The organism is Bacillus sp. D48C, from assembly GCF_053345735.1.
Genome location: NZ_JBKFAQ010000008.1, coordinates 140,875 through 165,044, shown reverse-complemented (window position 1 = coordinate 165,044; position 24,170 = coordinate 140,875). Strand labels below are relative to the sequence as shown.

The 24,170-nt window shown below is 37.4% G+C and carries 21 protein-coding genes; all 21 read right to left on the bottom strand.

The genetic code is table 11. The annotated features are described in order from the left end of the window. Positions 1-254: 254 nt before the first annotated feature. On the bottom strand, positions 255-1,133 hold the full coding sequence (gene dapA, locus ACLBXA_RS19730; RefSeq protein ID WP_000564763.1) for a 4-hydroxy-tetrahydrodipicolinate synthase: 879 nt from the start codon (positions 1,131-1,133) through the stop codon (positions 255-257). Positions 1,134-1,144: 11 nt separating this feature from the next. Further along, positions 1,145-2,377 carry an aspartate kinase gene (gene dapG, locus ACLBXA_RS19725; protein ID WP_000692456.1) on the bottom strand — a complete coding sequence of 411 codons (1,233 nt, stop codon included), beginning with the start codon at positions 2,375-2,377 and terminating at the stop codon, positions 1,145-1,147. Positions 2,378-2,400: 23 nt separating this feature from the next. After that, positions 2,401-3,447 (bottom strand): aspartate-semialdehyde dehydrogenase, encoded by a 1,047-nt coding sequence (gene asd / locus ACLBXA_RS19720; RefSeq protein ID WP_000414846.1) that lies wholly within the window; start codon positions 3,445-3,447, stop codon positions 2,401-2,403. 150 nt (positions 3,448-3,597) lie between these two features. Beyond that, on the bottom strand, positions 3,598-4,197 hold the full coding sequence (gene dpaB, locus ACLBXA_RS19715; RefSeq protein WP_000053596.1) for a dipicolinate synthase subunit B: 600 nt from the start codon (positions 4,195-4,197) through the stop codon (positions 3,598-3,600). After that, positions 4,194-5,096: a dipicolinic acid synthetase subunit A gene (gene dpaA / locus ACLBXA_RS19710; RefSeq protein WP_000954735.1), complete on the bottom strand. Its 903-nt coding sequence runs from the start codon at positions 5,094-5,096 to the stop codon at positions 4,194-4,196. The genes dpaB and dpaA overlap by 4 nt, the downstream gene beginning before the upstream one ends. Before the next feature lie 170 nt (positions 5,097-5,266). Continuing rightward, entirely contained in the window at positions 5,267-5,518 is a 252-nt protein-coding gene (locus ACLBXA_RS19705) for a YlmC/YmxH family sporulation protein (RefSeq protein WP_001239759.1), read from the bottom strand. Positions 5,519-5,653: 135 nt separating this feature from the next. Next, positions 5,654-6,895 carry a M16 family metallopeptidase gene (locus tag ACLBXA_RS19700; RefSeq protein ID WP_447617417.1) on the bottom strand — a complete coding sequence of 414 codons (1,242 nt, stop codon included), beginning with the start codon at positions 6,893-6,895 and terminating at the stop codon, positions 5,654-5,656. Positions 6,896-6,982: 87 nt separating this feature from the next. Then, positions 6,983-7,882, bottom strand: a complete 900-nt coding sequence (locus ACLBXA_RS19695) for a polysaccharide deacetylase family protein (RefSeq protein WP_000868223.1) — start codon at positions 7,880-7,882, stop codon at positions 6,983-6,985. A gap of 152 nt (positions 7,883-8,034) precedes the next feature. Beyond that, complete coding sequence (pnp, locus tag ACLBXA_RS19690) at positions 8,035-10,173, bottom strand: polyribonucleotide nucleotidyltransferase (protein WP_000076744.1); 2,139 nt, start codon at positions 10,171-10,173, stop codon at positions 8,035-8,037. A gap of 160 nt (positions 10,174-10,333) precedes the next feature. Beyond that, complete coding sequence (gene rpsO / locus ACLBXA_RS19685) at positions 10,334-10,603, bottom strand: 30S ribosomal protein S15 (RefSeq protein ID WP_001229392.1); 270 nt, start codon at positions 10,601-10,603, stop codon at positions 10,334-10,336. 100 nt (positions 10,604-10,703) lie between these two features. After that, entirely contained in the window at positions 10,704-11,675 is a 972-nt protein-coding gene (gene ribF, locus ACLBXA_RS19680; RefSeq protein ID WP_000766703.1) for a bifunctional riboflavin kinase/FAD synthetase, read from the bottom strand. Between the two features lie 43 nt (positions 11,676-11,718). Continuing rightward, positions 11,719-12,642 carry a tRNA pseudouridine(55) synthase TruB gene (truB, locus tag ACLBXA_RS19675; RefSeq protein ID WP_000399363.1) on the bottom strand — a complete coding sequence of 308 codons (924 nt, stop codon included), beginning with the start codon at positions 12,640-12,642 and terminating at the stop codon, positions 11,719-11,721. 86 nt (positions 12,643-12,728) lie between these two features. Next, positions 12,729-13,085 (bottom strand): 30S ribosome-binding factor RbfA, encoded by a 357-nt coding sequence (rbfA, locus tag ACLBXA_RS19670; RefSeq protein ID WP_000776437.1) that lies wholly within the window; start codon positions 13,083-13,085, stop codon positions 12,729-12,731. A 15-nt stretch (positions 13,086-13,100) separates the two neighbouring features. Further along, the gene (locus ACLBXA_RS19665) at positions 13,101-13,382 is read right to left on the bottom strand and encodes a DUF503 domain-containing protein (RefSeq protein ID WP_000634349.1); all 282 of its coding nucleotides are present in this window, start codon (positions 13,380-13,382) and stop codon (positions 13,101-13,103) included. Beyond that, positions 13,379-15,445, bottom strand: coding sequence for a translation initiation factor IF-2 (gene infB, locus ACLBXA_RS19660; RefSeq protein WP_000036346.1), 2,067 nt, complete (start codon positions 15,443-15,445; stop codon positions 13,379-13,381). The genes ACLBXA_RS19665 and infB overlap by 4 nt, the downstream gene beginning before the upstream one ends. Before the next feature lie 4 nt (positions 15,446-15,449). Then, positions 15,450-15,761 carry a YlxQ family RNA-binding protein gene (locus tag ACLBXA_RS19655; protein ID WP_001286522.1) on the bottom strand — a complete coding sequence of 104 codons (312 nt, stop codon included), beginning with the start codon at positions 15,759-15,761 and terminating at the stop codon, positions 15,450-15,452. Next, a complete protein-coding gene (gene rnpM, locus ACLBXA_RS19650) occupies positions 15,762-16,034 on the bottom strand; it encodes an RNase P modulator RnpM (RefSeq protein ID WP_000071123.1) in 273 nt (90 codons plus the stop codon). Between the two features lie 11 nt (positions 16,035-16,045). After that, positions 16,046-17,152, bottom strand: a complete 1,107-nt coding sequence (gene nusA / locus ACLBXA_RS19645; protein ID WP_000102598.1) for a transcription termination factor NusA — start codon at positions 17,150-17,152, stop codon at positions 16,046-16,048. Positions 17,153-17,169: 17 nt separating this feature from the next. Beyond that, positions 17,170-17,640, bottom strand: coding sequence for a ribosome maturation factor RimP (rimP, locus tag ACLBXA_RS19640; RefSeq protein WP_000359095.1), 471 nt, complete (start codon positions 17,638-17,640; stop codon positions 17,170-17,172). A 333-nt stretch (positions 17,641-17,973) separates the two neighbouring features. Then, positions 17,974-22,275 carry a PolC-type DNA polymerase III gene (locus ACLBXA_RS19635; protein ID WP_447617416.1) on the bottom strand — a complete coding sequence of 1,434 codons (4,302 nt, stop codon included), beginning with the start codon at positions 22,273-22,275 and terminating at the stop codon, positions 17,974-17,976. A 124-nt stretch (positions 22,276-22,399) separates the two neighbouring features. Next, positions 22,400-24,100 (bottom strand): proline--tRNA ligase, encoded by a 1,701-nt coding sequence (locus ACLBXA_RS19630; RefSeq protein WP_000814295.1) that lies wholly within the window; start codon positions 24,098-24,100, stop codon positions 22,400-22,402. Between the last annotated feature and the right edge of the window lie 70 nt (positions 24,101-24,170).

Genomic DNA, 24,170 nt, shown 5'->3' with positions numbered 1-24,170 from the left:
AGCGGGATTTGACAGTCACTATCGAGAACAAGAGGTTGAAACAAAATTAACGAAAGGACCATATCATACTTTAGCCAGTAGAGAACGCGTAGCGTAATATACTCGTTTTCAACATAAAATGTTTTCTATATAGGGTCATATACAGACGAGAAAGGCGAGCCTAAAATCATTTTACAAAAGATTCACATTAAAACAGATTCAAACATTTTCATATCAATAAAAAAATGACCTAGTTCCACACTAGGTCATTTTTATTAACGAGGAATAGATTGCATTACAGATTGTAACGTTACTCTTTCTTCTTCTGTTAATGGAAGAAGTGGTAAACGTACAGAACCTACATCTAATCCAACCATTTGTAACGCTGTTTTTACTGGAGTTGGACTTGGCGCCATAAATAACGAATCAGTTACTCTTACAAGTAATTGATGTAATTTTTGCGCCTTCTTAAACTCTCCTGCTTGAAATGCTGTAATCATTTCTTGCATTTCGTTTCCGATGACATGAGATGCTACCGAAACGATACCTTTCGCTCCAACTGCCATAGCCGGTAACGTTAAACCGTCATCACCGCTGTATACCGCAAAGTCGTCCGCTGTTTTTTCAATGATTTCTGTCATTGTTAACACATCGCCGCCGGCATCTTTAATAGCAACAATGTTTTCTATTTCTGATAAACGAACAACTGTATCAACGGAGATTTGTACAATAGATCGTCCTGGAACGTTATATAGCATAACCGGAAGCGGCGTGCTTTCAGCAATTGCCTTAAAATGCTGATACATTCCTTCTTGACTCGGCTTGTTATAATACGGTGCTACTAGCATTACTGCATCCACACCAACTTCTGTTGCCTTTTTAGTCAAGTCAATAGAAGCATGCGTATTATTGCTACCTGTTCCAGCGATTACGGGCACTCTTTTATCGACAACAGATACGACATGGCGATATAACGCTACTTTCTCTTCTGAAGTTAATGTAGGAGATTCGCCTGTCGTTCCTCCTACCACGATTGCTGTTGTACCGTTATCAATTAAATAATTTACCAATTTCGTTGTCTTCGCAAAATCGATATTACCGTTTATATCAAACGGTGTTACCATCGCAGTTGCAATTGTCCCAAAATCTATCATGGTCTCACTCCTTATTGTTCCAGTTGCTTTTCTTTTGAAAGCTCAAACGCACTATGTAATGCATTTACAGCCTCCACTAAATCAGTTTCTTTTACAAGAACCCAAATTGTTGTATGACTATCTGCCGATTGCAGAATTTGAATACCTTTTTCTGCTAAAGCTGTAACGATTTTCGCAGTAACCCCTGGGTATCCTGCCATTCCAGCTCCAACGATAGATACTTTCGCACAATGCTCTGTCACAATTGGCTCATATCCAAGGTTCTTTAATAATTTAACTGCATGACTTGATACATTATCACTCACCGTATATGCTACGCCAGTAGGTGAAATGTTAATTAAATCGACACTGATTCCTTCGTTCGCCATTTCTTTAAACACATGTTGCTGCAAATCATATGCCGTTTCTTTTGCAAGCACTTTAATTTGCGTTACGTTTGATACGTGGGCAATACCTGTAACAGGACGTTCTTCTACATCACGACCTCTTGTAGCACCGTCATATGCTGAAATAAGCGTACCTTCACTCTCAGAATACGTAGAACGTACACGAAGCGGTACTTTTGCATGCATCGCAATTTCAACTGCACGTGGATGAACGACTTTCGCACCTTGATAAGCCATGTTACAAATTTCGTTATACGTTACAGTTTGAAGATGACGTGCATCTTTTACAATACGAGGATCCGCAGTCATAACACCTTCTACATCAGTGAATATATCGATGTATTCAGCATGAAGCGCAACACCTAATGCTGAAGCTGAAGTATCGCTACCTCCGCGTCCAAGTGTTGTCGTATCACCTTTTTTCGTTTGCCCTTGGAATCCTGTAACGACGATTACATCTACATTTTCTAACTCTTCATGTATACGATCGCAATTCATTTCAATAATCTTTGCATTCGTAAAGTCATCATTCGTTACAAAACCAGCTTGTGCACCATTTAATGCTGCTGCTTTTATACCGTTCTCATTCAACATATTAGAGAAAACAATTGCAGAGATTAACTCTCCGCACGATAATAATAAATCTTGCTCACGTTTAGAAATAGTAGATTCCTCTTGATTTACAAGACTTAATAACGTATCCGTTGCATATGGTTCACCTTTACGACCCATAGCAGATACGACAGTAACTACTTTATAACCAGCAGCTAATGATTTTTTTATATGATGAAGCGCATGCTTACGTCCATTGTCATCACGTACTGATGTGCCACCAAATTTTTGAACAATTATTTTCATATTTTGCACCTTCTCTTAGCCGTTTACACTAATTGTAATTTTACTAAGCGCTCTGCAATTTGAACAGAATTCCATGCAGCGCCTTTTAATAAGTTATCAGATACGACCCAAAGATGGAATCCTTTATCGTTATTTAAATCTTTACGGATTCTTCCAACGAATACTTCGTTTTTACCTACTGCAGTAGCTGGCATTGGATATAACTGCTCTTCTGGATTATCTTGCAGAACAATACCTTCCGCATTTGCAAGTAAGCTCTTTAATTCTGCTACTGTTACGCCTTCTTTTTCTACTTCGATGTAAACAGACTCAGAGTGTCCTGATACAACTGGTAAACGTACACATGTTGCCGCTACTTCTAATTCAGGCATATGCATAATTTTTTTCGTTTCGTTAATCATTTTCATTTCTTCAAATGTAAATCCATTATCTTGGAACTTATCAATCTGTGGAATCGCATTAAAAGCAATTGGGAAATGCTTCTTATCACCTGATACAGGAAGAACATTTGCCTTAACTTCTTCGCCATTTAAGATTGCTTGTGATTGTTCATGAAGTTCTTCAATAGCTGCCGCACCAGCACCTGATACAGCTTGATATGTGGAAACGATTACTCGTTTTAAACCATATTGCTGACGAACTGGCTCAAGAGCTACTACCATTTGAATTGTAGAACAGTTTGGATTTGCAATAATGCCATTATGTTCTTTTAAGTCATTTTCATTTACTTCAGGTACAACAAGTGGCACGTTTTCTGTCATACGGAATGCACTTGTATTATCAACAACAATCGCACCGCGTTTTGCTGCTTCTGGCGCTAATTGTTTCGATACAGATCCACCAGCACTAAATAGTGCGATATCTACTCCTTCAAAGCTTTCAGGAGTTGCCTCTTGAACTGTAAATTCTTCGCCTTTAAATACAAGTTTCTTACCTGCAGATCGTTTAGATGAAAGTAACGTTAACTTCCCAATCGGAAATTCTCGTTTCTCTAAAGTATTTAACATTTGTTCACCAACTGCGCCGGTTGCTCCAACTACAGCGACATGAAAAGTTTTTTGCTTTTCCATCACTATGCCCCTTTCTAGATACCAATCCTTCTATAACTTAGAATCAGAAGGAGTATACAATACCCCTTCTAATCTTAATAACGTTAATTTTATCATATTCTACAGTAAGAATGATGGTTTCATCAAAAATTGTCCGTTTTTTTTCGTTTTTTAATTCATATATCTGAATTTTTCTACGACCACCGGTTGCAATTGCTTTCCTTGCAGTGCTTCTAATACTGTGTCTTCCAGCAGCTCCATGCGAGCTACCATTGAGTTGGGTTTTTTCTCTGGTGCATCTTGACCGAATGGAACGAAGTAGATGTTTTTTGTTGCCATTAGGCGCATGAGATTTACCCCATTTAATCCTAATGCATCATTCGTCGAAACCGCCAATACGACAGGCTTGCCATTTCTTAACGTCGCTTTTGCTGCCATTAGTACTGGAGAGTCTGTCATTGCATTTGCAAATTTACTCATAGAATTTCCTGTTAAAGGAGCGATTACCATGCAGTCTAATGGAATTTTAGGTCCAAGTGGCTCTGCTCCAACAATTGAATTAATTGCTTTAAAACCTGTTATTTCTTCAATTTTCTTAATCCACTCTGCTCCTTCTCCAAATCTAGTATTTGTTGATTGAACAGTGTATGAAACAACGGGACGTACTTCTGCCCCTTCAGCAATTAATTTTTCTAAGTGCGGCATAACTTCCTCATACGTACAATGTGAACCCGTAAATCCGAAACCAATTCGTTTCCCCTTCAAACTCATTTCTTTTCCTCCTCCTTTGCAATTGCATCTGCTGCTAATAACTGAGAAAGAACATTTGCTAAAATTTGCCCAGCCGTTTTGGGAGCAACAATACCTGGTAATCCAGGTGCTAGCAACGCTTTGACTCCTCTTTTTTCCGCATATCTAAAGTCAGTACCGCCTGGTTTAGAAGCTAAATCAATCACTAACGTATGAGCTGGCATTTTTGCAATAACATTCGCTGTTACAACGAGGTGCGGAATTGTATTGATTACAATATCGATATTTCCTACTTCTTTCTCTATGTCTTGCATATGAAAAGGAGAAAACATCATTTCTGTAATACGTGCAATATGTTCAGATCGTCTTGCTCCAACTTTGACATGGGCTCCTAATGATTGAAATGCTCTCGCAACACTCATTCCTGTTCTACCAAATCCTAGAACCATTACATTGGACCCATGAATTGTATAGTCGGTATGTTGAATTACCATCATTAATGTACCTTCTACAGTTGGAATAGAATTGTATATTGCCACATCATCACGATCAAATAATTTAACAAGTTTTCGGTTCGTAGTAGATACGAGATTTTCCAAGTAAGGTGTACCAATACCCGAATATATAGTAAAGTGTTCTGGTGTATTTTCAATTTGTTCTTTCGTTATTGAAACTTTTTCATTTGAAAAAATAGTATCTACTTCTCCTTTGGCATTTGTACCTGCAACCGGCAAAATAATTGCGTCTACAGAAGTGAAATCTAAATTTTGTATACTTTCTTTTGCTGCCCCTGTGAAACCATGATCTAACTGATCAAACCCTATCAAAGAAAGTTTCGCATCCAATTCAACTAGCTTACGAATTACTTCTAGCTGCCTTGCATCTCCTCCTATGACAGCAATATGCATCTCAGTCAACATTCCCTAATTCACCTTCTTTTTCTGTCATTTATAAGAAAAGTGCCTACTTTTTCTTTTTCCTCCACATCATATGTAATGTACGAGTTTATGGTGATTGAAAATCCAAATGCACATATGATTTATCAGGTTTCTATGTAGATACAAAAAAAGATGACCAAAATGGCCATCCTTCACTCCGAATTTGAACGATCTATACTATCACAAAGAAGCATATCATGTCCGACTTTCTTTATTTGACTCCATGCCACCCTTACTTCTTGTGGTTCCTTTTTAAAACCTCCCCACTTCCCTACAGGTATTATAAGTGTTTGTATTTGTCCGTCTTTCTCATTAATCTCTAAATCCATATAACCTAAGACTCCCATTTTTTCCGCTTTTTCTATATCTACAACCTCTTTACCACTTAATTCACTTAATCGCATACATACTCCACTCCCACTACTGAATTTTTCATTTGCATTGTCTATAATTAGTACCTATTCTATATGTATAAAAAAAATAACCTTCTCTCATTTAAAAAGAGAGAAGGTTATTATCAGATACATCATAAAAATCGATTATAGTTTTATTCCTTTTGGAAGTTTTCCATCTGGACTAATAAGTGCCGCAGAGAATTCATCAGTAAACATGTTGCGAATTAATCCGTCCACATTTTCTTTTGTTACAGTGTTTACACTTTCAATAATCTCATCAAGTGAACGATGTTTACGAAGAAGCAATTCATTTTTACCGTTACGGCTCATACGGCTATTTGTACTTTCTAAACTTAACATTAAGTTTCCTTTTAATTGCTCTTTACTATTCATAAGCTCTTTTTCTGTAATACCTGTATTTTTCAATGTCTCTAATGTTTCTTGCATTGTTTCATACAGTGTATCTAATTGTTGGCTACCTGTTCCACCGTAAAGTGTTAACATACCTGTATCTTCATAAGAAGAGTGGTAAGAAAATACCGAGTAAGCTAATCCACGTTGCTCACGTACTTCTTGGAATAAACGGCTACTCATGCTACCGCCTAAAATATTATTTAATACAATTAAGTTATAAATATCTTCGTGTCCCATTTGTAAACCTTTATATCCTAGACATAAATGAGCTTGTTCCGTTTCCTTTTTACGGGCTACCTTATTAAAATGGAAAATTGGGCTATGTACTTGTTCACGGTTTGTTGTTCCTTCATAACTACCGAAATATTGCTCCACTGTTTGTAAAAATGCTTCATCAATATTTCCTGCAACTGATACAACTACATTTTCAGGTGTGTAATGATCTTTTATATATTGACGTAACGTATCACCTGTAAACGTATTAAGCGTTTCTTCTGTTCCTAAAATAGGATATCCAAGTGGATGCGTTTCATATGTTGCTTTCGTTAACATATCATGCACAATATCATCTGGCGCATCTTCGTACATTTTAATTTCTTCACATACGACATTCTTCTCTTTTTTCAGTTCTTCCTCATCAAATGTTGAATTAAAGAACATATCTGCTAAAACATCTAAAGCATATTTAGCATGCTCATCTAATACTTTTGCATAGTAACAAGTATATTCTTTTGAAGTAAATGCATTCACTTGACCACCAATGCTATCAAATGATTCTGCAATCTCTCGTGCACTACGTGTCTCTGTCCCTTTAAAGAACATATGCTCTAAAAAGTGAGAAATCCCATTATTTTTTTCATTTTCATTTCTTGATCCCGCATGGATCCAAATACCAATTGCAACCGATCTTACAGTTGGTATATTCTCCATAACTATTCTTACACCATTTTTACAAGTATATTTTTTAATCAAAAACTTTCCTCCTACTGCCAGTTTCTCTAAATAAAACGCTATTATTTAATGATAACAAGTTTAAGGATGAATGTCATGCAAATGTATTTAATCCACACGTTTTTCATCCAGTAATTCAGTTATATTCCCCACTTTATATCCTTGTTCCTTCAATTTTGTAATCATTATATCTAAAGCCTCTGCTGTAGACGAAGTAGGATGCATTAATATGATAGCACCTGGATGTATTTTTCTCATTACTCTCTGCAATAGTACATCTGGCTCAGGTCGCTGCCAATCAATCGTATCTACAGTCCACATAATCGTTCCCATTTGAAAATCATCTGCAATCTTTACGACTTCATCTCGAAAGCTTCCACTCGGCGGGGCAAACCATCTTACTTTTTGATTCGTTGCTACTTCTATCATTCGATTTGTTTTTTGTAACTGATCTCGTATTTCATCTGAGGATAACGTTTTCATATTAGGGTGTGTGTATGAGTGATTTCCAACTTCTTGTTTTGCATCGACAATCATTTTTGCAAACCGCAAATTTTCTTTCACCCAACGTCCTTCTAAAAAGAAAGTGGCCTTCACATCATGCTTTTTCAAGATTTCTAATATGCGAGGCAAATACTCATTTCCCCATGCCACATTTATTGTTAATCCTACCATCTTTTTATTTGGATGCCCTCTATAAATTGGAGCTGGTGATAAATCTTCCAAATGAACACTCGGTGAGACTTCTTTGAATTCAAGATATTTTTGATCAAATTCCTTTAGCTTCTTCATATTATTATACGATGCTTCAATATCCACTTGTCTTCCATTATATCCAGGTGTTGCCTTCCATATTTTATCAATCATCGCATTTTGAGGTGCAATCTCATACTGTTTTGCATGCTTTTGAATTTCTTCATGCAAGTTATCTTGTGCAAAAACAGAATAAGAGCCTAAACTGACATATAAAGAAAATATACATATGTATGCCAATATACGAACTTTCATATAAACCCTCCCAAATTAACTATATAAAAACATTTTCTTCTTATCTTTGTTAATTTGAGCGTTATAATGAAAACTATACCTATACCGACATAAAAATATATGAACATCATGTTTTTTACATAACAAAAAAAGCCAGTTTAACTGGCTTTTACTTATTGCTGCTCTTGTTTGTCTTCTTCTTTAGCAGCTTCTTTTTCTTGCTCTTCTTTTAGCAATACTTTTCTAGATAGATTTACGCGACCTTGCTTGTCAATCTCGATAACTTTAACTGTAATTACATCACCGATTTTCACAACGTCTTCTACTTTACCTACACGCTCAAGTGCAAGTTCAGAAATATGAACTAATCCATCTTTACCGCTGAATAATTCAACGAAAGCACCGAATTTCTCAACACGTTTCACTTTTCCTTCGTAGATCTCACCTACTTGTACTTCGCGAACGATATCTTCGATAATCTTCTTAGCTTTGTCGTTCATTTCTTGATTTATTGATGAAATGAATACTGTACCATCTTGCTCGATGTCAATTTTAACACCAGTTTCTTCAATAATCTTATTGATTTGTTTACCGCTTGGTCCAATAACGTCACGGATTTTATCTGGGTTAATTGTCATTGTAATAATCTTTGGAGCGTAAGCTGATAATTCAGTACGTGGCTCTGCAATAACAGATAACATATGATTTAGAATGTGCACACGACCAATTTTCGCTTGTTGTAATGCCTCTTCTAAAATCTCACGTGATAAACCATCGATTTTAATGTCCATTTGCAGTGCAGTTACACCTTGTGCTGTACCTGCTACTTTAAAGTCCATATCACCTAAATGATCTTCCATACCTTGAATATCAGATAAAATTGTGTAATGCTCACCAGATTTAACCAGACCCATTGCAATACCTGCAACTGGAGCTTTAAGTGGAACACCCGCATCCATCATTGCTAAAGTACTACCACAAATACTTGCTTGTGAAGTAGAACCATTTGATTCTAATACTTCAGATACAAGGCGTACTGTGTATGGGAAATCTTTTTCAGATGGAATTACAGGCTCAAGTGCGCGCTCTCCTAGTGCCCCGTGACCAATTTCACGACGACCTGGTCCACGCATCGGTCTTGTTTCACCAACACTAAATGATGGGAAATTGTAATGGTGCATAAAGCGTTTTGATTCTTCTACACCAAGACCATCTAAAATTTGCACATCGCCTAATGCACCTAATGTACAAATACTTAATGCTTGTGTTTGTCCACGTGTGAATAAACCAGAACCGTGTGTACGAGATAAAATACCAACCTCTGATGCTAAAGGACGGATTTCGTCACCTTTACGGCCATCTGGGCGAATTTTTTCAACTGTAATAAGACGACGTACTTCTTCTTTTACAATTTTATATAAAATCTCATTTACTTGTCCTAATGTATCAGCGTCAGCTTCTTCAGCTTCGTAATGCTCAATTACACGCTTTTTCACTTCGTTAATTGCATCTTCACGTGCATGTTTCTCATGTACTTGAATTGCAGAATGCATATCCTTCTCAGCCATTTCACGTACAGCTTGATTAAGATCAGCGTCAACTTCATAAAGTTTCACTTCTGATTTCTCTTTACCTACAGCTTGTACAATCTCTTCTTGGAATGCAATTAAACGTTTAATTTCGTCATGACCAAACATAATTGCTTCTAACATTGTTTCTTCAGGCACTTGATCTGCTCCTGCTTCAACCATGTTAATCGCATCTTTCGTACCAGCTACAACTAAGTGGATATCACTTTGTTCTTGCTGTTCTACTGTTGGATTAATAACGAATTCGCCATTAATACGACCAACTGTCGCACCAGCGATTGGACCTTCAAATGGAATATCTGAAATCGATAACGCTAATGAAGAACCAAGCATAGCTGCCATTTCAGAAGAACAATCTTGATCAACACTCATTACAATGCTGACAACTTGCACTTCGTTACGGAAACCATCTGCGAATAGCGGACGAATTGGACGGTCGATTAAACGACTTGCCAAAATTGCTTTTTCACTTGGACGACCTTCACGCTTAATAAAACCGCCAGGAATTTTTCCGACTGCATATAAACGCTCTTCATAGTTTACTGTAAGTGGGAAAAAATCTACATTTTTAGCTTCTTTTGATGCAGTTGCTGTAGATAGAACCGCTGTATCGCCATATCTTACTAATACTGCTCCGTTCGCTTGTTTGGCAAGCTGACCAGTTTCAACTGTTAGCTGGCGACCAGCTAAATCTATCGAGAAGACTTGCTTTTCTTGACTCATTTAAGTACCCCTCTCAATTTAAAGTATTCAATTCTTCTATGTAAATGGATAGTATATCACAATATTCTACCTCTAGTATTGCCTAAAATTAAGTAAGCTATAAAGCGTAGAAGATATATTTTTACCTAACAAAAAAGCGGGAATATTCCCGCTTCTTTGACTATCGACGTAAGCCAAGCTTTGTGATTAATTCACGGTAACGTGTGATATCGCTATTACGAAGGTAAGTTAGTAAGTTACGACGTTTACCAACCATCTTTAATAGACCACGACGTGAATGATGATCTTTCTTGTGAGTACGTAAGTGCTCGTTTAGAGTGTTAATTTGCTCCGTTAGGACAGCAATTTGAACCTCTGGAGAACCAGTATCAGTCTCATGAGTTCTAAATTGTGCAATGATTTCGTTTTTACGCTCTTGTGTTAAAGCCATCCTATTTCACCTCCTATTAATTAAACCCCCAATTACCTAGCAAGCGTCGGTGAGTCGCAATGCCAAGCAATGGTTGTCATAAAGTACATAACATAGAATACTACTTTTCATTTGAAAAAGCAAGTATATTCTTTTCGCTCGCAAAATATTCTTGTGCTGTTTTCTTATCTTTTGCGATTTGTTCAACTAACTCATCAATGCCATTGAATTTCTTCTCTTCTCTTATACGCATATGCCACTCTACTGTAACATTTTGGTCGTATATATCTTTGTTAAATTCAAATAAGTGCACTTCAATTGATAATTGACGCTCATCTTCTTTAAAAGTCGGTTTATATCCAATATTACATACACCATCGTACCATTCATCGTGAACTTTTAATCTCACTGCATAAACACCTACAGGTGGCAATAAATACTCATCACTTAAACCTACATTAGCTGTTGGAAAACCAATTTGGCGTCCACGTTTGTCGCCGTGTATAACTGTTCCCGCTACAGTATAGGCTCTACCTAAAATAGATGGAATTTGTTCCATTTCGCCATTTCGAATTAACTTTCGTAATGCTGTAGAACTTACTTTCTCTTCTTGAAATTCAACTTTTTCAATCACAGTCTGTGTAAACTCCCCTCTTGCATGAAATGGTAAAGTCTCCATCTTTCCTTTTCCTAAACGTCCATATGAATAATCAAACCCTGCTACTACATGCTTTACATTTAAACCAATAATATAATCATCTACAAATTGTTGCGGTAATAACCCTGCAAATGATTCATCAAATTTAATCACATATAATATATCGATTCCTAAGCTTTCGACTATTTTTTCTTTATCACGCATTGGTGTAATATACTCCACATGCGCATCCTTTTTCCCTAAAACAACAGATGGGTGGGGATGAAATGTCATAACTGCACTTTTATATCCTCTGTCGTCCGCTATTTTTTTCGCAGTTCGAATTACACATTGATGTCCTAAATGAATGCCATCAAAAAATCCTAATGCCATTACAGTAGGTGGTAATTCTAATTTATTTTGTTCATGTGGATGAGTTAAATGAATAAGTTTCACGCTTGAATTCACCTTTTTCTGTAATAATCCTTCCAATAATTCATTATAGCTTTAGTTCTTGATTATTCACAAGTACTTTCATCGGCTTTAACATGCCAGGATGTTTCGGATGATGTTCATAAATTGCTAAGCAACGATCATTTTTATCAAACACTGTAATAAATGGTGCCGTTATTTCTAATTCATTCTTTAAGAACATACCATTCTTAATTTTCTCTGCTTGCTTTTCATCTACAACCATTTTTGGAAACTTACTTAATGCTTCATCAATTGAAATGAAGATAGACTCTACTGTTCCATTTTGCACGTTTTCTTCAATTTCTTCAAATGATATGCAATCTTCTAATAAAAATTCACCAGATGCCGTTCTTACAAGGTGAGACATATGTGATGGGAAACCAAGTTTCTCCCCAATCATTACCGCTAACGTTCTTACATATGTTCCTTTACTACACGTTACACGGAAACGGAATGAAATATTTTCTCCTTCAAAAACTTCACGATCATCAAGTAATACGAACTCATGAATCGTAATTGTACGAACTGGACGTTCCACCTCTTGTCCTGCTCTTGCATATTCGTATAATTTTTTCCCGTTTACTTTTACAGCCGAGAACATTGGTGGCTTTTGTTCAATCGTGCCTGTTAATTCAGCAAGAACTTTTTCTATTTCCTTACGAGTAATAGCACGATCTATATTTTTCGTTTCAACAACCTCACCAGAAGCATCTTCAGTTGTCGTTGAAAATCCTAATGTTACTTCACCTTCATATGTTTTCGTTTCACTTGTTAAAAATTGTGCAATTTTTGTTGCTCTTCCGACGCAAATTGGTAATACTCCTGTTACATCTGGGTCTAATGTTCCCGTATGACCAATTCTCTTTTCTCTCAATACCTTTCTTAATTTAAATACACAATCATGTGATGTCATGCCTTTTGGCTTATGTAATAATACTACACCTTCCATATATGTTCACCTCATCATAATTCTTTCGTAGTAAATATCCAAAACTTATTTTGCATTGAAAAAATGGATAGACAAATGTCTATCCATTATTCTTCACGTTTACCGTCTTTATTAATTTCATGTAAAAGTGTATCAATTCGATGACCATATCCGATAGACTCATCAAACTCAAAGGTAATTTCCGGTGTTTTACGAAGACGAATACGTTGGCCAATTTCTGAACGAATAAAGCCTTTTGCCTTCGCTAAACCTTTTAACGTATTTTCTTTCTGTTCTTCGTCACCTAAAACAGAAATATATACTTTGGCAATTTGTAAATCACCACTCACTTGTACATCTGTTACTGTAACAAATCCGATACGTGGGTCTTTAATTTTACGACTAATGATGTCGCCTAATTCTTTTTTCATTTGCTCGCCTACACGGTTTGCACGTAATTTCATAACTCTTCACCTCATTCAATACCATTCCAATTGTGTTATCGTACGTTCAATTTCAGGAAATGAATCGATGTACTCCAGTACACGATTCATTTCTTTTTCACAGATAACACGATTTGAGGATACGGAAACAATCGCAATTTCTGTACGTTGCCATACATCTTGATGCCCAACTTCAGAAACAGCTACATTATAGCGCTGTTTCACACGAGTTAGCACTCGTTGCAAAATTGCCCGTTTCTCTTTTAAAGAATGTACATCGTAAATCATACACTCGAATGAGAGTGAAGCGACAATCATCGCTTCACTTCTTCCATAACGTATGCTTCAATGATGTCCCCTTCTTTAAGGTCATTATATCTCTCAATTGTAATACCACACTCATAGTTTTGTGCAACTTCTTTTACGTCGTCTTTGAAACGTTTTAACGTATCAAGTTGTCCTTCGAAAATTACTATACCATCGCGGATAATACGAACGCCACTATCGCGTGTAATTTTACCGTCAATTACGTAACAACCTGCAATTGTTCCAACTTTTGTTACCTTGAATGTTTGACGAACTTCCGCTTGACCGATTACTTTTTCTTCGAATTCTGGATCAAGCATACCTTGCATTGCTAATTCAATTTCTTCGATTACTTTGTAGATAATGCGGTGTAAGCGAACATCAACGTTCTCTAATTCAGCTGTACGCTTCGCGTTCACATCCGGACGTACGTTAAATCCAATTACAATTGCATTAGATGCAGAAGCTAAAATAATATCAGATTCTGTAATCGCACCTACACCAGTGTGAATGATTTTAACTTTTACGCCTTCAACATCAATTTTACGAAGTGATGCTGCCATCGCTTCAACAGAACCTTGTACGTCTGCTTTTACGATTAAGTTGATTTCTTTTACATCGCTCTCTTGGATTTGTTGGAATAAATCTTCAAGGCTTAATTTAGATTTCTCACCACGTTGTGCAACTAACGCTTCTTGTGCACGTGATTCACCGATTTGACGAGCTTTCTTCTCATCAGCGAATGCCATGAAACGATCTCCAGCCTGTGGTACTTCATTTAAACCTGTAATTTCAACAGGAGTTGATGGACCAGCAACTTTTACACGACGACCAATATCACTTACCATTGCACGAACACGTCCGAATGAAGTTCCAACAACAATTGGATCTCCAACTCGAAGCGTACCGTTTTGAACTAATAATGTCGCGATAGTTCCTTTACCTTTATCAAGCTGTGCTTCAATTACAGTACCCGTTGCATAACGATTTGGGTTTGCTTTATATTCTTCTACTTCACTTACAAGAAGAATCATCTCTAGCAAGTTGTCAATGCCTTCGCCTTGAATTGCAGAAATTGGTACGAAAATTGTGTCTCCGCCCCAAGCTTCTGGAACTAATTCATATTCTGTTAATTCTTGCATTACACGATCAGGATTCGCCGCTGGTTTATCCATTTTATTCACAGCAACAATAATTGGTACTCCAGCTGCTTTTGCATGGCTAATCGCTTCAACTGTTTGTGGCATAACACCGTCATCAGCTGCAACAACAAGGATTGTAATATCAGTTACTTGCGCACCACGAGCACGCATTGTTGTAAATGCCGCGTGACCAGGCGTATCTAAGAATGTAATTTTCTTATCATTTACTTCAACTTGGTATGCACCAATATGCTGAGTAATTCCACCAGCTTCGCCAGCAGTTACTTTTGAATTACGAATAGAGTCAAGTAATGTTGTTTTACCATGGTCAACGTGTCCCATAATCGTAACAACAGCTGGACGCTCTTTTAAGTTTTCTTCATCATCTTGCTCATCCATGAATGTTTCAAACTCAGTTTCACTTACCACTATTTCTTCTTCTACTTCAATACCGTAATCAGTAGCGATTAACTCAATTGTATCTTTATCTAAATCTTGGTTAATTGTCGCCATAATTCCTAGCATGAAGAGCTTTTTAATAATTTCAGATGGCTCTTTGCTTAACTTTTTAGCAAGTTCACCTACTGTAAGGCTTCCAGAGAAAGTAATTTTATCTGGTGTTTCTACTATTTGTGTTTGTTGTCTTCCAGCAAAGTTATCTTGACGTTTGTCTTCATTTCCTTTGCCTTTTTTCTTTTTCTTATTGCTGTTCTTTTTACTGCGAACAACTTTCTCTTCTACTTCAAACTCATCTGCAACAGAAGGTTTTTCCGCTCCAGTGTTATATTCATTATCTAATTTATTTACTACTTCGTCTTCTAACATTGTCATATGATTCGAAACCTCGATATTCATCTCTTTAAGTTTTGTCATAAGATCTTTACTTGAGATATTATTTTTTTTTGCATATTCATGTACTCGAATTTTACTCATACCTTCACCCCCGGTAATTTGTATCGAGCATGCTACGTAGCTTTTTCGCAAAGCCTTCATCTAACACAGCTACAACGACTCGCTCGTCTCTCCCAATCGCATGCCCTAATTGTTGTCGATTTTCGACTTTTTTCATTGGTACGTTGTAGTACGTCGTTTTATCAGTGATACGTTTAGTAGTGTTCGCTGACGCATCTTCAGAAAGCAATACGAGCTTTGCTTTACCACTTCGTACTTCTTTTAAAACGAGTTCTTCACCCGAAATGATTTTTCGAGCGCGATTTGCTAGTCCTAAAAACGATTTCCAATCGGACACTTATTTCGACTCCTTCTCAACAAGCTCAAGAAGCTCTTCGTACAGAGAACTGTCGATTTTCGCTTTTAGATGATGTTCCAAAATGTTTTTCTTTTGGGCTTGTATAATGCATTCTTTATCTTTTGACAAATATGCACCTCGTCCTGATTTTTTTCCAGATAAATCAATAGACACTTCGCCCTCTTTGGAACGAACAATGCGAACCAGCTCTCGTTTTGATTTCATCTCTTGCGTCGCAATACATTTTCGTAACGGAACTTTTCGATTGCTCATACTCATCACCTCTATTCGATTTCGTCTTCAACTGAATCGAATCCGAATGCGATTACGCTATCTTCTTCTGTAACAATTCCAAGTTGTTTCGCATCAGACTCACTTTTAATATCAATTTTCCAGCCTGTTAATTTAGCTGCAAGACGTGCATTTTGTCCACGCTTACCGATAGCTAACGATAGCTGGTGGTCTGGAACAACAACAGTTGTTGCTTTTTCATCTTCATCTACAAGTACTTTAACAACTTGTGATGGGCTTAAAGCATTTGCAACATATTCAACTGGGTCATTTGACCAGCGAACGATGTCAATCTTTTCACCTTTTAGTTCATCTACAACACGTTGTACACGTTGTCCTTTCGGTCCTACGCAAGAACCAACTGGATCAACATCAATGTTTTCTGCATGCACAGAGATTTTAGAACGATCTCCTGCTTCGCGCGCTACAGAGCGAATTTCTACAGTTCCATCATAAATTTCTGGAACTTCCATTTCGAATAAACGTTTTAAAAGACCAGGATGTGTACGTGATACGTAAATTTGTGGTCCTTTTGTTGTCTTTTCTACTTTTGTAATAAATACGCGAATACGATCATGTGGCTTATATTGCTCATTTGGCATTTGCTCACTTACAGGTAATAAAGCTTCTACTTTGCCTAAGCTTACGTAGATGAAACGAGCATCTTGGCGTTGTACAATACCAACCATAATGTCTTCTTCACGATCACTAAATTCTGAGTAAATAACACCACGTTCTGCTTCACGAACTCGTTGTGTTACAACTTGTTTTGCAGTTTGCGCTGCAATACGACCAAAATCTTTTGGCGTTACTTCAATTTCTAGTACGTCGCCATCTTGGTAGTTTGGATTAATTTGTCTTGCCTCTTCTACAGAGATTTCAAGACGTGGATCAAACACATTATCAACAACGTCCTTACGTGCTAAAACTTGAATTGTTCCCACTTCTGGGTTAAAGCTCACACGAACGTTTTGTGCTTGGTTAAAATTGCGTTTATAAGCAGAGATTAATGCTGCTTCAATCGCATCAATAATAATATCTTTACTAATACCTTTTTCTGACTCTAATACGAGCAAAGCATCTAACAACTCAGTGCTCATGAAGATCCCCCTTCTTACTAAAACGTAACAGCAAGTCGCGCATTTGCAACTTTATCCATTGGAATTTGGATTTCTTTTTTACGTGTTTTAATTGTTAATAGTAGTGTAATTGTAGTACCGTCGTAGGAAAGTAACTTTCCTTCAAACATCTTTTCGCCATCAATTGGCTCATATGTTTTAATTGCCACTTGTTTTCCTACCGCTTGCTGGAAGTCTTTCTCTTTCTTTAATGGGCGTTCTGCTCCAGGAGATGATACATCCAAAAAGTAAAGGTGAGGAATTGGATCCTCTTTATCTAAAGCTTCGCTTAAACGTTCACTTACCGCACCGCATTCTTCAATGTCGACTCCCTTTTCAGAATCGATGAATACGCGTAAGAACCAGTCTTGTCCTTCTTTCACATACTCTACATCTACAAGTTCAAGATTTAACTCTTCAACGATTGGCTGCGCAAATGCTTCTACAACTTCTGTGACTTTCTTATCCATAAACAGCCTCCTTCCTGCCGCCATGTACCATTTACAAGAAAAGATCCCGTTCACAAAGACGGTCTATCTTATTCTTTCTCGTTAGCTAACAAAAGCCCCTGCCGTTAAGCAGGGAATATCTGTCTTAGTATTACCAAATTTAAGAAGTAAAACTTGTAACAAAATATGTATATACGACAGAAATGTCTTTACTATCTACATGAATAAAATGTAGATAGTAACACGAAAGAGTGGGTTTCCCCACTCTCTTTTTCACAAAATATACATGACATGGTTATCTCGGTTTATAGTATACCATAGCAAATATTGATTTGCAAAGACTTTTCCTACCTATTAGAACAGTGATAATTGGTTTTGATCTGGCAAATCTCCTAAACAACCTTGGCTATCTAAATACTCAATAATTGTTTTCGAAACCTTACTTCGCTGCTGTAAGTCTTCTTTTGATAAGAAGTCTCCATTTTTGCGCGCTTCCACAATACTTAAGGCTGCGTTCGTACCAAGACCAGGCACTGCATTAAATGGAGGAATTAAAGTATCCCCATCAATAATAAACTCAGTTGCATGCGAGCGGTATAAATCGACCTTTTGGAATGAATATCCACGCTCACACATTTCCAGTGTCATTTCTAGTACTGTTAATAAACTCTTCTCTTTCGGCGCTGCATCCAATCCTTTTTGAGCAATTTCATCAATTTTTACACGTATGGATGCTGAACCTTTCGCCATCGCCTCTACATCAAAATCATCTGCACGGACTGTAAAATATGCCGCATAGAATAAAAGTGCAAAATGTACTTTAAAGTATGCGATACGCACAGCCATAAGTACGTAAGCAGCCGCATGGGCTTTAGGGAACATGTATTTAATCTTCTTACATGAATCAATATACCAACCTGGCACATTATTACCTTTCATGTCATCTTCCCATTCTTCTGGTACACCTTTACCTTTACGAACCGACTCCATGATTTTGAAGGCTAATGATGGATCTAAACCTTGATAGATTAAATATACCATGATGTCATCACGACAACCGATAACTTCACTCAGCGTACATGTACCGTTATAAATTAACTCATTTGCATTACCAAGCCATACGTCAGTACCATGTGACAGCCCAGAAATTTGGACCAATTCTGAAAATGTCGTTGGTTTTGTCTCTTCTAACATCTGTCTTACGAACTTCGTACCGAATTCCGGGATACCAAGTGTACCTGTTTTACAGTTAATTTGTTCTTCCGTTACCCCTAACGTTTCTGGACCAGAGAAAATTTTCATTACTTCTGGATCATCCGTTGGGATTGTTTTCGGATCAATACCACTTAGATCTTGTAACATACGAATAACGGTCGGATCATCGTGTCCTAGTATATCAAGTTTCAATAAATTATCATGAATCGAGTGGAAGTCAAAATGCGTTGTTCTCCACTCAGCACCAATTGAATCAGCAGGAAACTGTATTGGTGAGAAATCAAAGATATCCATGTAATCTGGCACAACGATAATACCACCTGGATGCTGTCCAGTTGTACGTTTTACCCCTGTACATCCCGCTACTAAGCGATCAATCTCTGCATTTCGAATTGTTAAATTGTGATCATTTGCATAACCTTTTACATATCCATAAGCGGTTTTTTCCGCAACTGTACCAATCGTTCCAGCACGGTATACATAGTCTTCACCGAACAGTACTTTCGTATAGTTATGGGCACGTGGTTGGTATTCCCCGGAGAAGTTCAAATCGATATCGGGTACCTTATCTCCTTTAAATCCAAGGAACGTTTCGAATGGAATATCATGTCCATCTTTCACATATGCCACATTACATGTCGGACAATCTTTATCTGGTAAGTCGAAACCAGAGCCTACGGAACCATCATTAAAGAATTCAGATTGCTTGCACTTTGGACAGACATAGTGTGGTGGTAATGGGTTTACTTCTGTAATTTCCATCATCGTTGCAACGAACGATGAACCTACCGAACCACGCGAACCTACTAGATATCCGTCGACTAACGATTTTTTCACAAGCTTATGTGAGATTAAATAGATAACGGCAAATCCATGTCCAATAATACTTTTCAATTCTTTTTCTAAACGAGCCTCTACAATTTCTGGTAGTTCTTCACCATATATACTGCGTGCCATTTTATAACTCATATCACGTGTTTCATCATCGGCACCCTCAATTTTCGGTGTATATAGATCATCTTTTACTGGACGAACATCACCAATTAATGACGCAACCTTTTGTGTATTCGTCACAACAACTTCTTTCGCTTTGTCTTCACCTAAAAATGAAAAACACTCTAGCATTTCATCAGTTGTACGGAAATGTACTGGCGGTAATGAATGTCGATTTAACGGATTGGCTCCGCCCTGCGAACTGACTAAAATTTTACGATACATTGCATCTTCTGGATCTAAGTAATGCACGTTCCCTGTAGCAACAACTGGTTTATCTAACGTCTCGCCTAGTTTTACTAAGTTAGAGATAATTGTTTTTAATTGTCCCTCATCTCGAACGAGTTCACGCTCTACTAAATGACGCAACACCTCTGGAGGCATTACTTCAATGTAATCATAAAACTGTGCAATTTCTTCTACCTCTTCAGGAGCTTTTTGCATCATTGCCTCAAACACTTCACCTTTATCACAAGCCGTTCCTACTAAAATTCCTTCACGATATTTTTTTAATAGTGACCTCGGTACTCGTGGTACACGGTAAAAGTAATTAAGGTGAGAATATGAAACAAGTTTATATAAATTTTTCAATCCAACATCTGATGTGGCAAGTAACGTCAGATGGCTTGGACGGCCACGCTTATACGCATCCCCTTGCCCCATACTATCATTTAATTGATCGTGATATTCAAATCCCTTTTCAATTACGTCTTTCAACATTTTCACAAGTAAATATCCCGTCGCTTCTGTATCATAAATCGCACGGTGATGTTGCGTTAATTCAATATCAAGTTTTTTACACATCGTATTTAATCGGTGATTTTTCATTTCTGGGAATAAGAATCGTGCAAGTTCTAACGTATCAATAACAGGGTTATTCGTTTTTTCTAACCCAGCCTTTTTAAAACCTACGTTAATAAATCCCATATCGAAGCTTGCGTTATGGGCAACAAGGGTATGGTCACCCATCCATTCCTCAAACTTTTTAAACACTTCGTCCACTTCTGGTGCATCAGTTAACATATCATCTGTAATACCTGTTAATTCAATAATCGTCGCTGATAATGGTTGATGTGGGTTTGCAAAAGATTCAAAACGATCAATGATTTCGCCACCCTTTACTTTTACGGCAGCCAACTCAATGACTGTATCGTATACAGCTGATAAACCTGTCGTCTCAACGTCGAAAACAACATACGTTTCCTCCGCAAGTAAACGATGCGCTTCGTTATACGCTATCGGTACACCATCATTAACTAAATTCGCTTCTACACCGTATATAACTTTAACTCCAGCCTTTTCCCCCGCAGAATATGCCTCCGGGAACGACTGAGCCACAGCATGGTCTGTAACCGCAATAGCTTCATGTCCCCATTTACCAGCTTGGGCAACAAGCCTAGAAACAGGAGTAACAGCATCCATTTGGCTCATGGGAGTGTGAAGATGAAGTTCTACACGCTTTTCGCCTTCTGGCGCTTTATCTTTACGAGACGGACCTGTTATTTCATTAATATCATTCGCAATCATTACTAAATCTCGAACAAATGTATCGTTTTGAACTGAACCACGGGCTTTCACCCACATTCCTTTTTTCAAGGATTGCAGCATTGGAATATCTTCTTTGTCACGCGAGAACATTTTGATCATAATAGAATCCGTATAATCCGTTATTTTTAAAGTTAATAACGTACGTCCACTACGAAGCTCTTTTGTCTCTACATGGAAGACATATCCTTGAACCGTTTTTCTTCTTTCTTCATCTTGAATTTCTCGCATCGGTGTAATCTCTTCATCTGGCTTAATAAGATACCCGAGTGTAATCGGTCCTTCATACACAACGCTACTTTCTTCAGCTTGCTTCTTCGCCATTTCTTCCATAGCTTGTATAACACGCTCGCGGTCTTCTTGCTGCGTTTGCTCACGAAACTTTTGCATTTCTTCTGCATTTTGCTGTATATGTGTGTCTAACTGGAAACGTGGAAATCCAAAAGCTTCGTATTGATCCCCTACTGGTTTCGCAACGTTTTTCTTTAAAGCAGTAGACTCCAGCTCATTATTCACATTTATTAGCAACTTCACTCCATTCACCTGCGGAAGCTGTTTCTTTAAGTAAGCAAACATAGGTGAAAATGTAATTCGTTCCGTACAAAGCGGCCAATACGCCCTCACTTCTTCTTCTGTAAATTGTTTATTCTCTGTTTCTAATGCAAATGTTGTTCTTGCAATATGAGAAAATGATTGCTTAAGCTTTGTTTCTAGCAATTCATATAATTCTGTAGGCAAAATACGTGGCACTTGTAAATCAAAATGCCAACTTTTATTCGCTTTATCAATAACGAGCCTTTCAATACCACCGCCTTGTAAATATTGATTTATAAGGTCGTCTGGTATTTGCAACTGCTGGAGCAAAATTTGAAATCGCTCTTGTTGTTCATTTGTTAAAGACATAAGCACTCTCCTTCCATTTGCTATTATAAATTGAAACGTACTACAAAGAAAGATTTCTCACTTCTTCTTTTACAAAATACGTTTACAAAGAAAGAGAAGGTACCCCATTACGAGGTACCTCTTCTTATTTTAAAATATTTGCAATATATGTTTGAAGTTCTTCTACTTTTACTTCTTCAGACTCACCTGTAGCACGTACTTTCACTTCTACAATACCTTCGTCTGCTTTTTTACCAACTGTAACACGAACTGGAAGGCCGAATAAATCTGCATCTGCAAATTTAACACCTGCACGTTCTGCACGATCGTCTAATAACACTTCATAGCCTTTTTCTTGTAATGAGTTGTAGATGTTTTCACCCATTTCACGTTGTGCATCAGATTTCATATTTACTGGAATTACATGCACATGGAACGGTGCTACAGCTTTCGGCCAAACTAAGCCGTTCTCATCATTAAACTGCTCTGCAATTGCTGCCACTGTACGAGATACACCGATACCGTAACAACCCATAATAAGTGGTTGTGTTTTCCCATTTTCATCTAGGAATGTTGCGTTCATTGCTTCACTATAACGAGTTCCTAATTTGAATACATGACCAACTTCAATTCCACGTGCAAAAAGAATTGTTCCGTTTCCGTCTGGAGATTGGTCTCCTTCTTGAATAAAGCGTAAATCTGTATACTGACTTACTTTAAAGTCACGTTCTGGATTTACATTTACATAATGGAATCCTTCTTCGTTCGCTCCTGAACATCCGTTGACAATTGATGCTACAGCATGGTCAGCGATAATTTCGATATCACCTGTTACACCAATCGGTCCTAATGAACCAACTTCACAATTTAATAATTCTTTTACTTCCTCATGAGAAGCAAGCTCAACAACTGAAGCGCCGTATACATTTTTCACTTTTACATCGTTTACTTCGTGATCACCACGAACAAGTACAACTACTAATTTCTCATCTACTTTAAATACCATAGACTTAATACACTTGTCAGCTTCAATGTTTAAGAATGCAGATACTTCTTCAATCGCTTTTTGATCTGGCGTTGCAACCTTTTCAAGTGCCATTTCCGCTTCGTCACTCTTCGTATACGTAGCTACAACAGGAGCCATTTCAATGTTCGCTGCATAATCAGATGTATCAGAGTATGCAATTGTATCTTCACCAACATCAGATAATACCATGAATTCATGTGTATCTTTTCCGCCCATTGCTCCAGAATCAGCAATAACTGCACGGAAGTTCAAACCACAACGAGCAAAAATGTTAGAATATGCTTTGTATAAGCGATCGTATACTTCATCTAAGCTCTCTTGTGTAGCATGGAAAGAGTATGCATCTTTCATTAGAAACTCTCTTCCACGTAATAAACCGAAACGAGGTCTTTGTTCATCGCGGAATTTCGTTTGAATTTGATATAATGTTAACGGTAATTTTTTATATGATTTTATTTCATCACGTACAAGATCAGTAATTACTTCTTCATGCGTCGCTCCTAAAGCAAACTCACGAGCGTTACGATCTTTCATACGCATTAATTCAGATCCGTAAGAATACCAACGACCTGATTCTTGCCATAATTCTGCAGCTTGCATAGCTGGCATCAATAATTCCACAGCTCCTGCGCGCTCCATTTCTTCTCGAACGATACGTTCTACTTTGTGTAATACTTTTAACCCAAATGGTAGAAAACTATAAATACCAGAAGCATTTTGACGCATAAAACCTGCGCGAAGTAATAATTGATGACTCTTAATTTCAGCATCAGCTGGAACTTCACGTAATGTAGGACTGAATACCATACTTTGTTTCATTTATTTGCACCTCTTCATTTTACTCTTACACGCAGTAAAACCCCTCACCTCGAATTAGGTGAGGGATTTT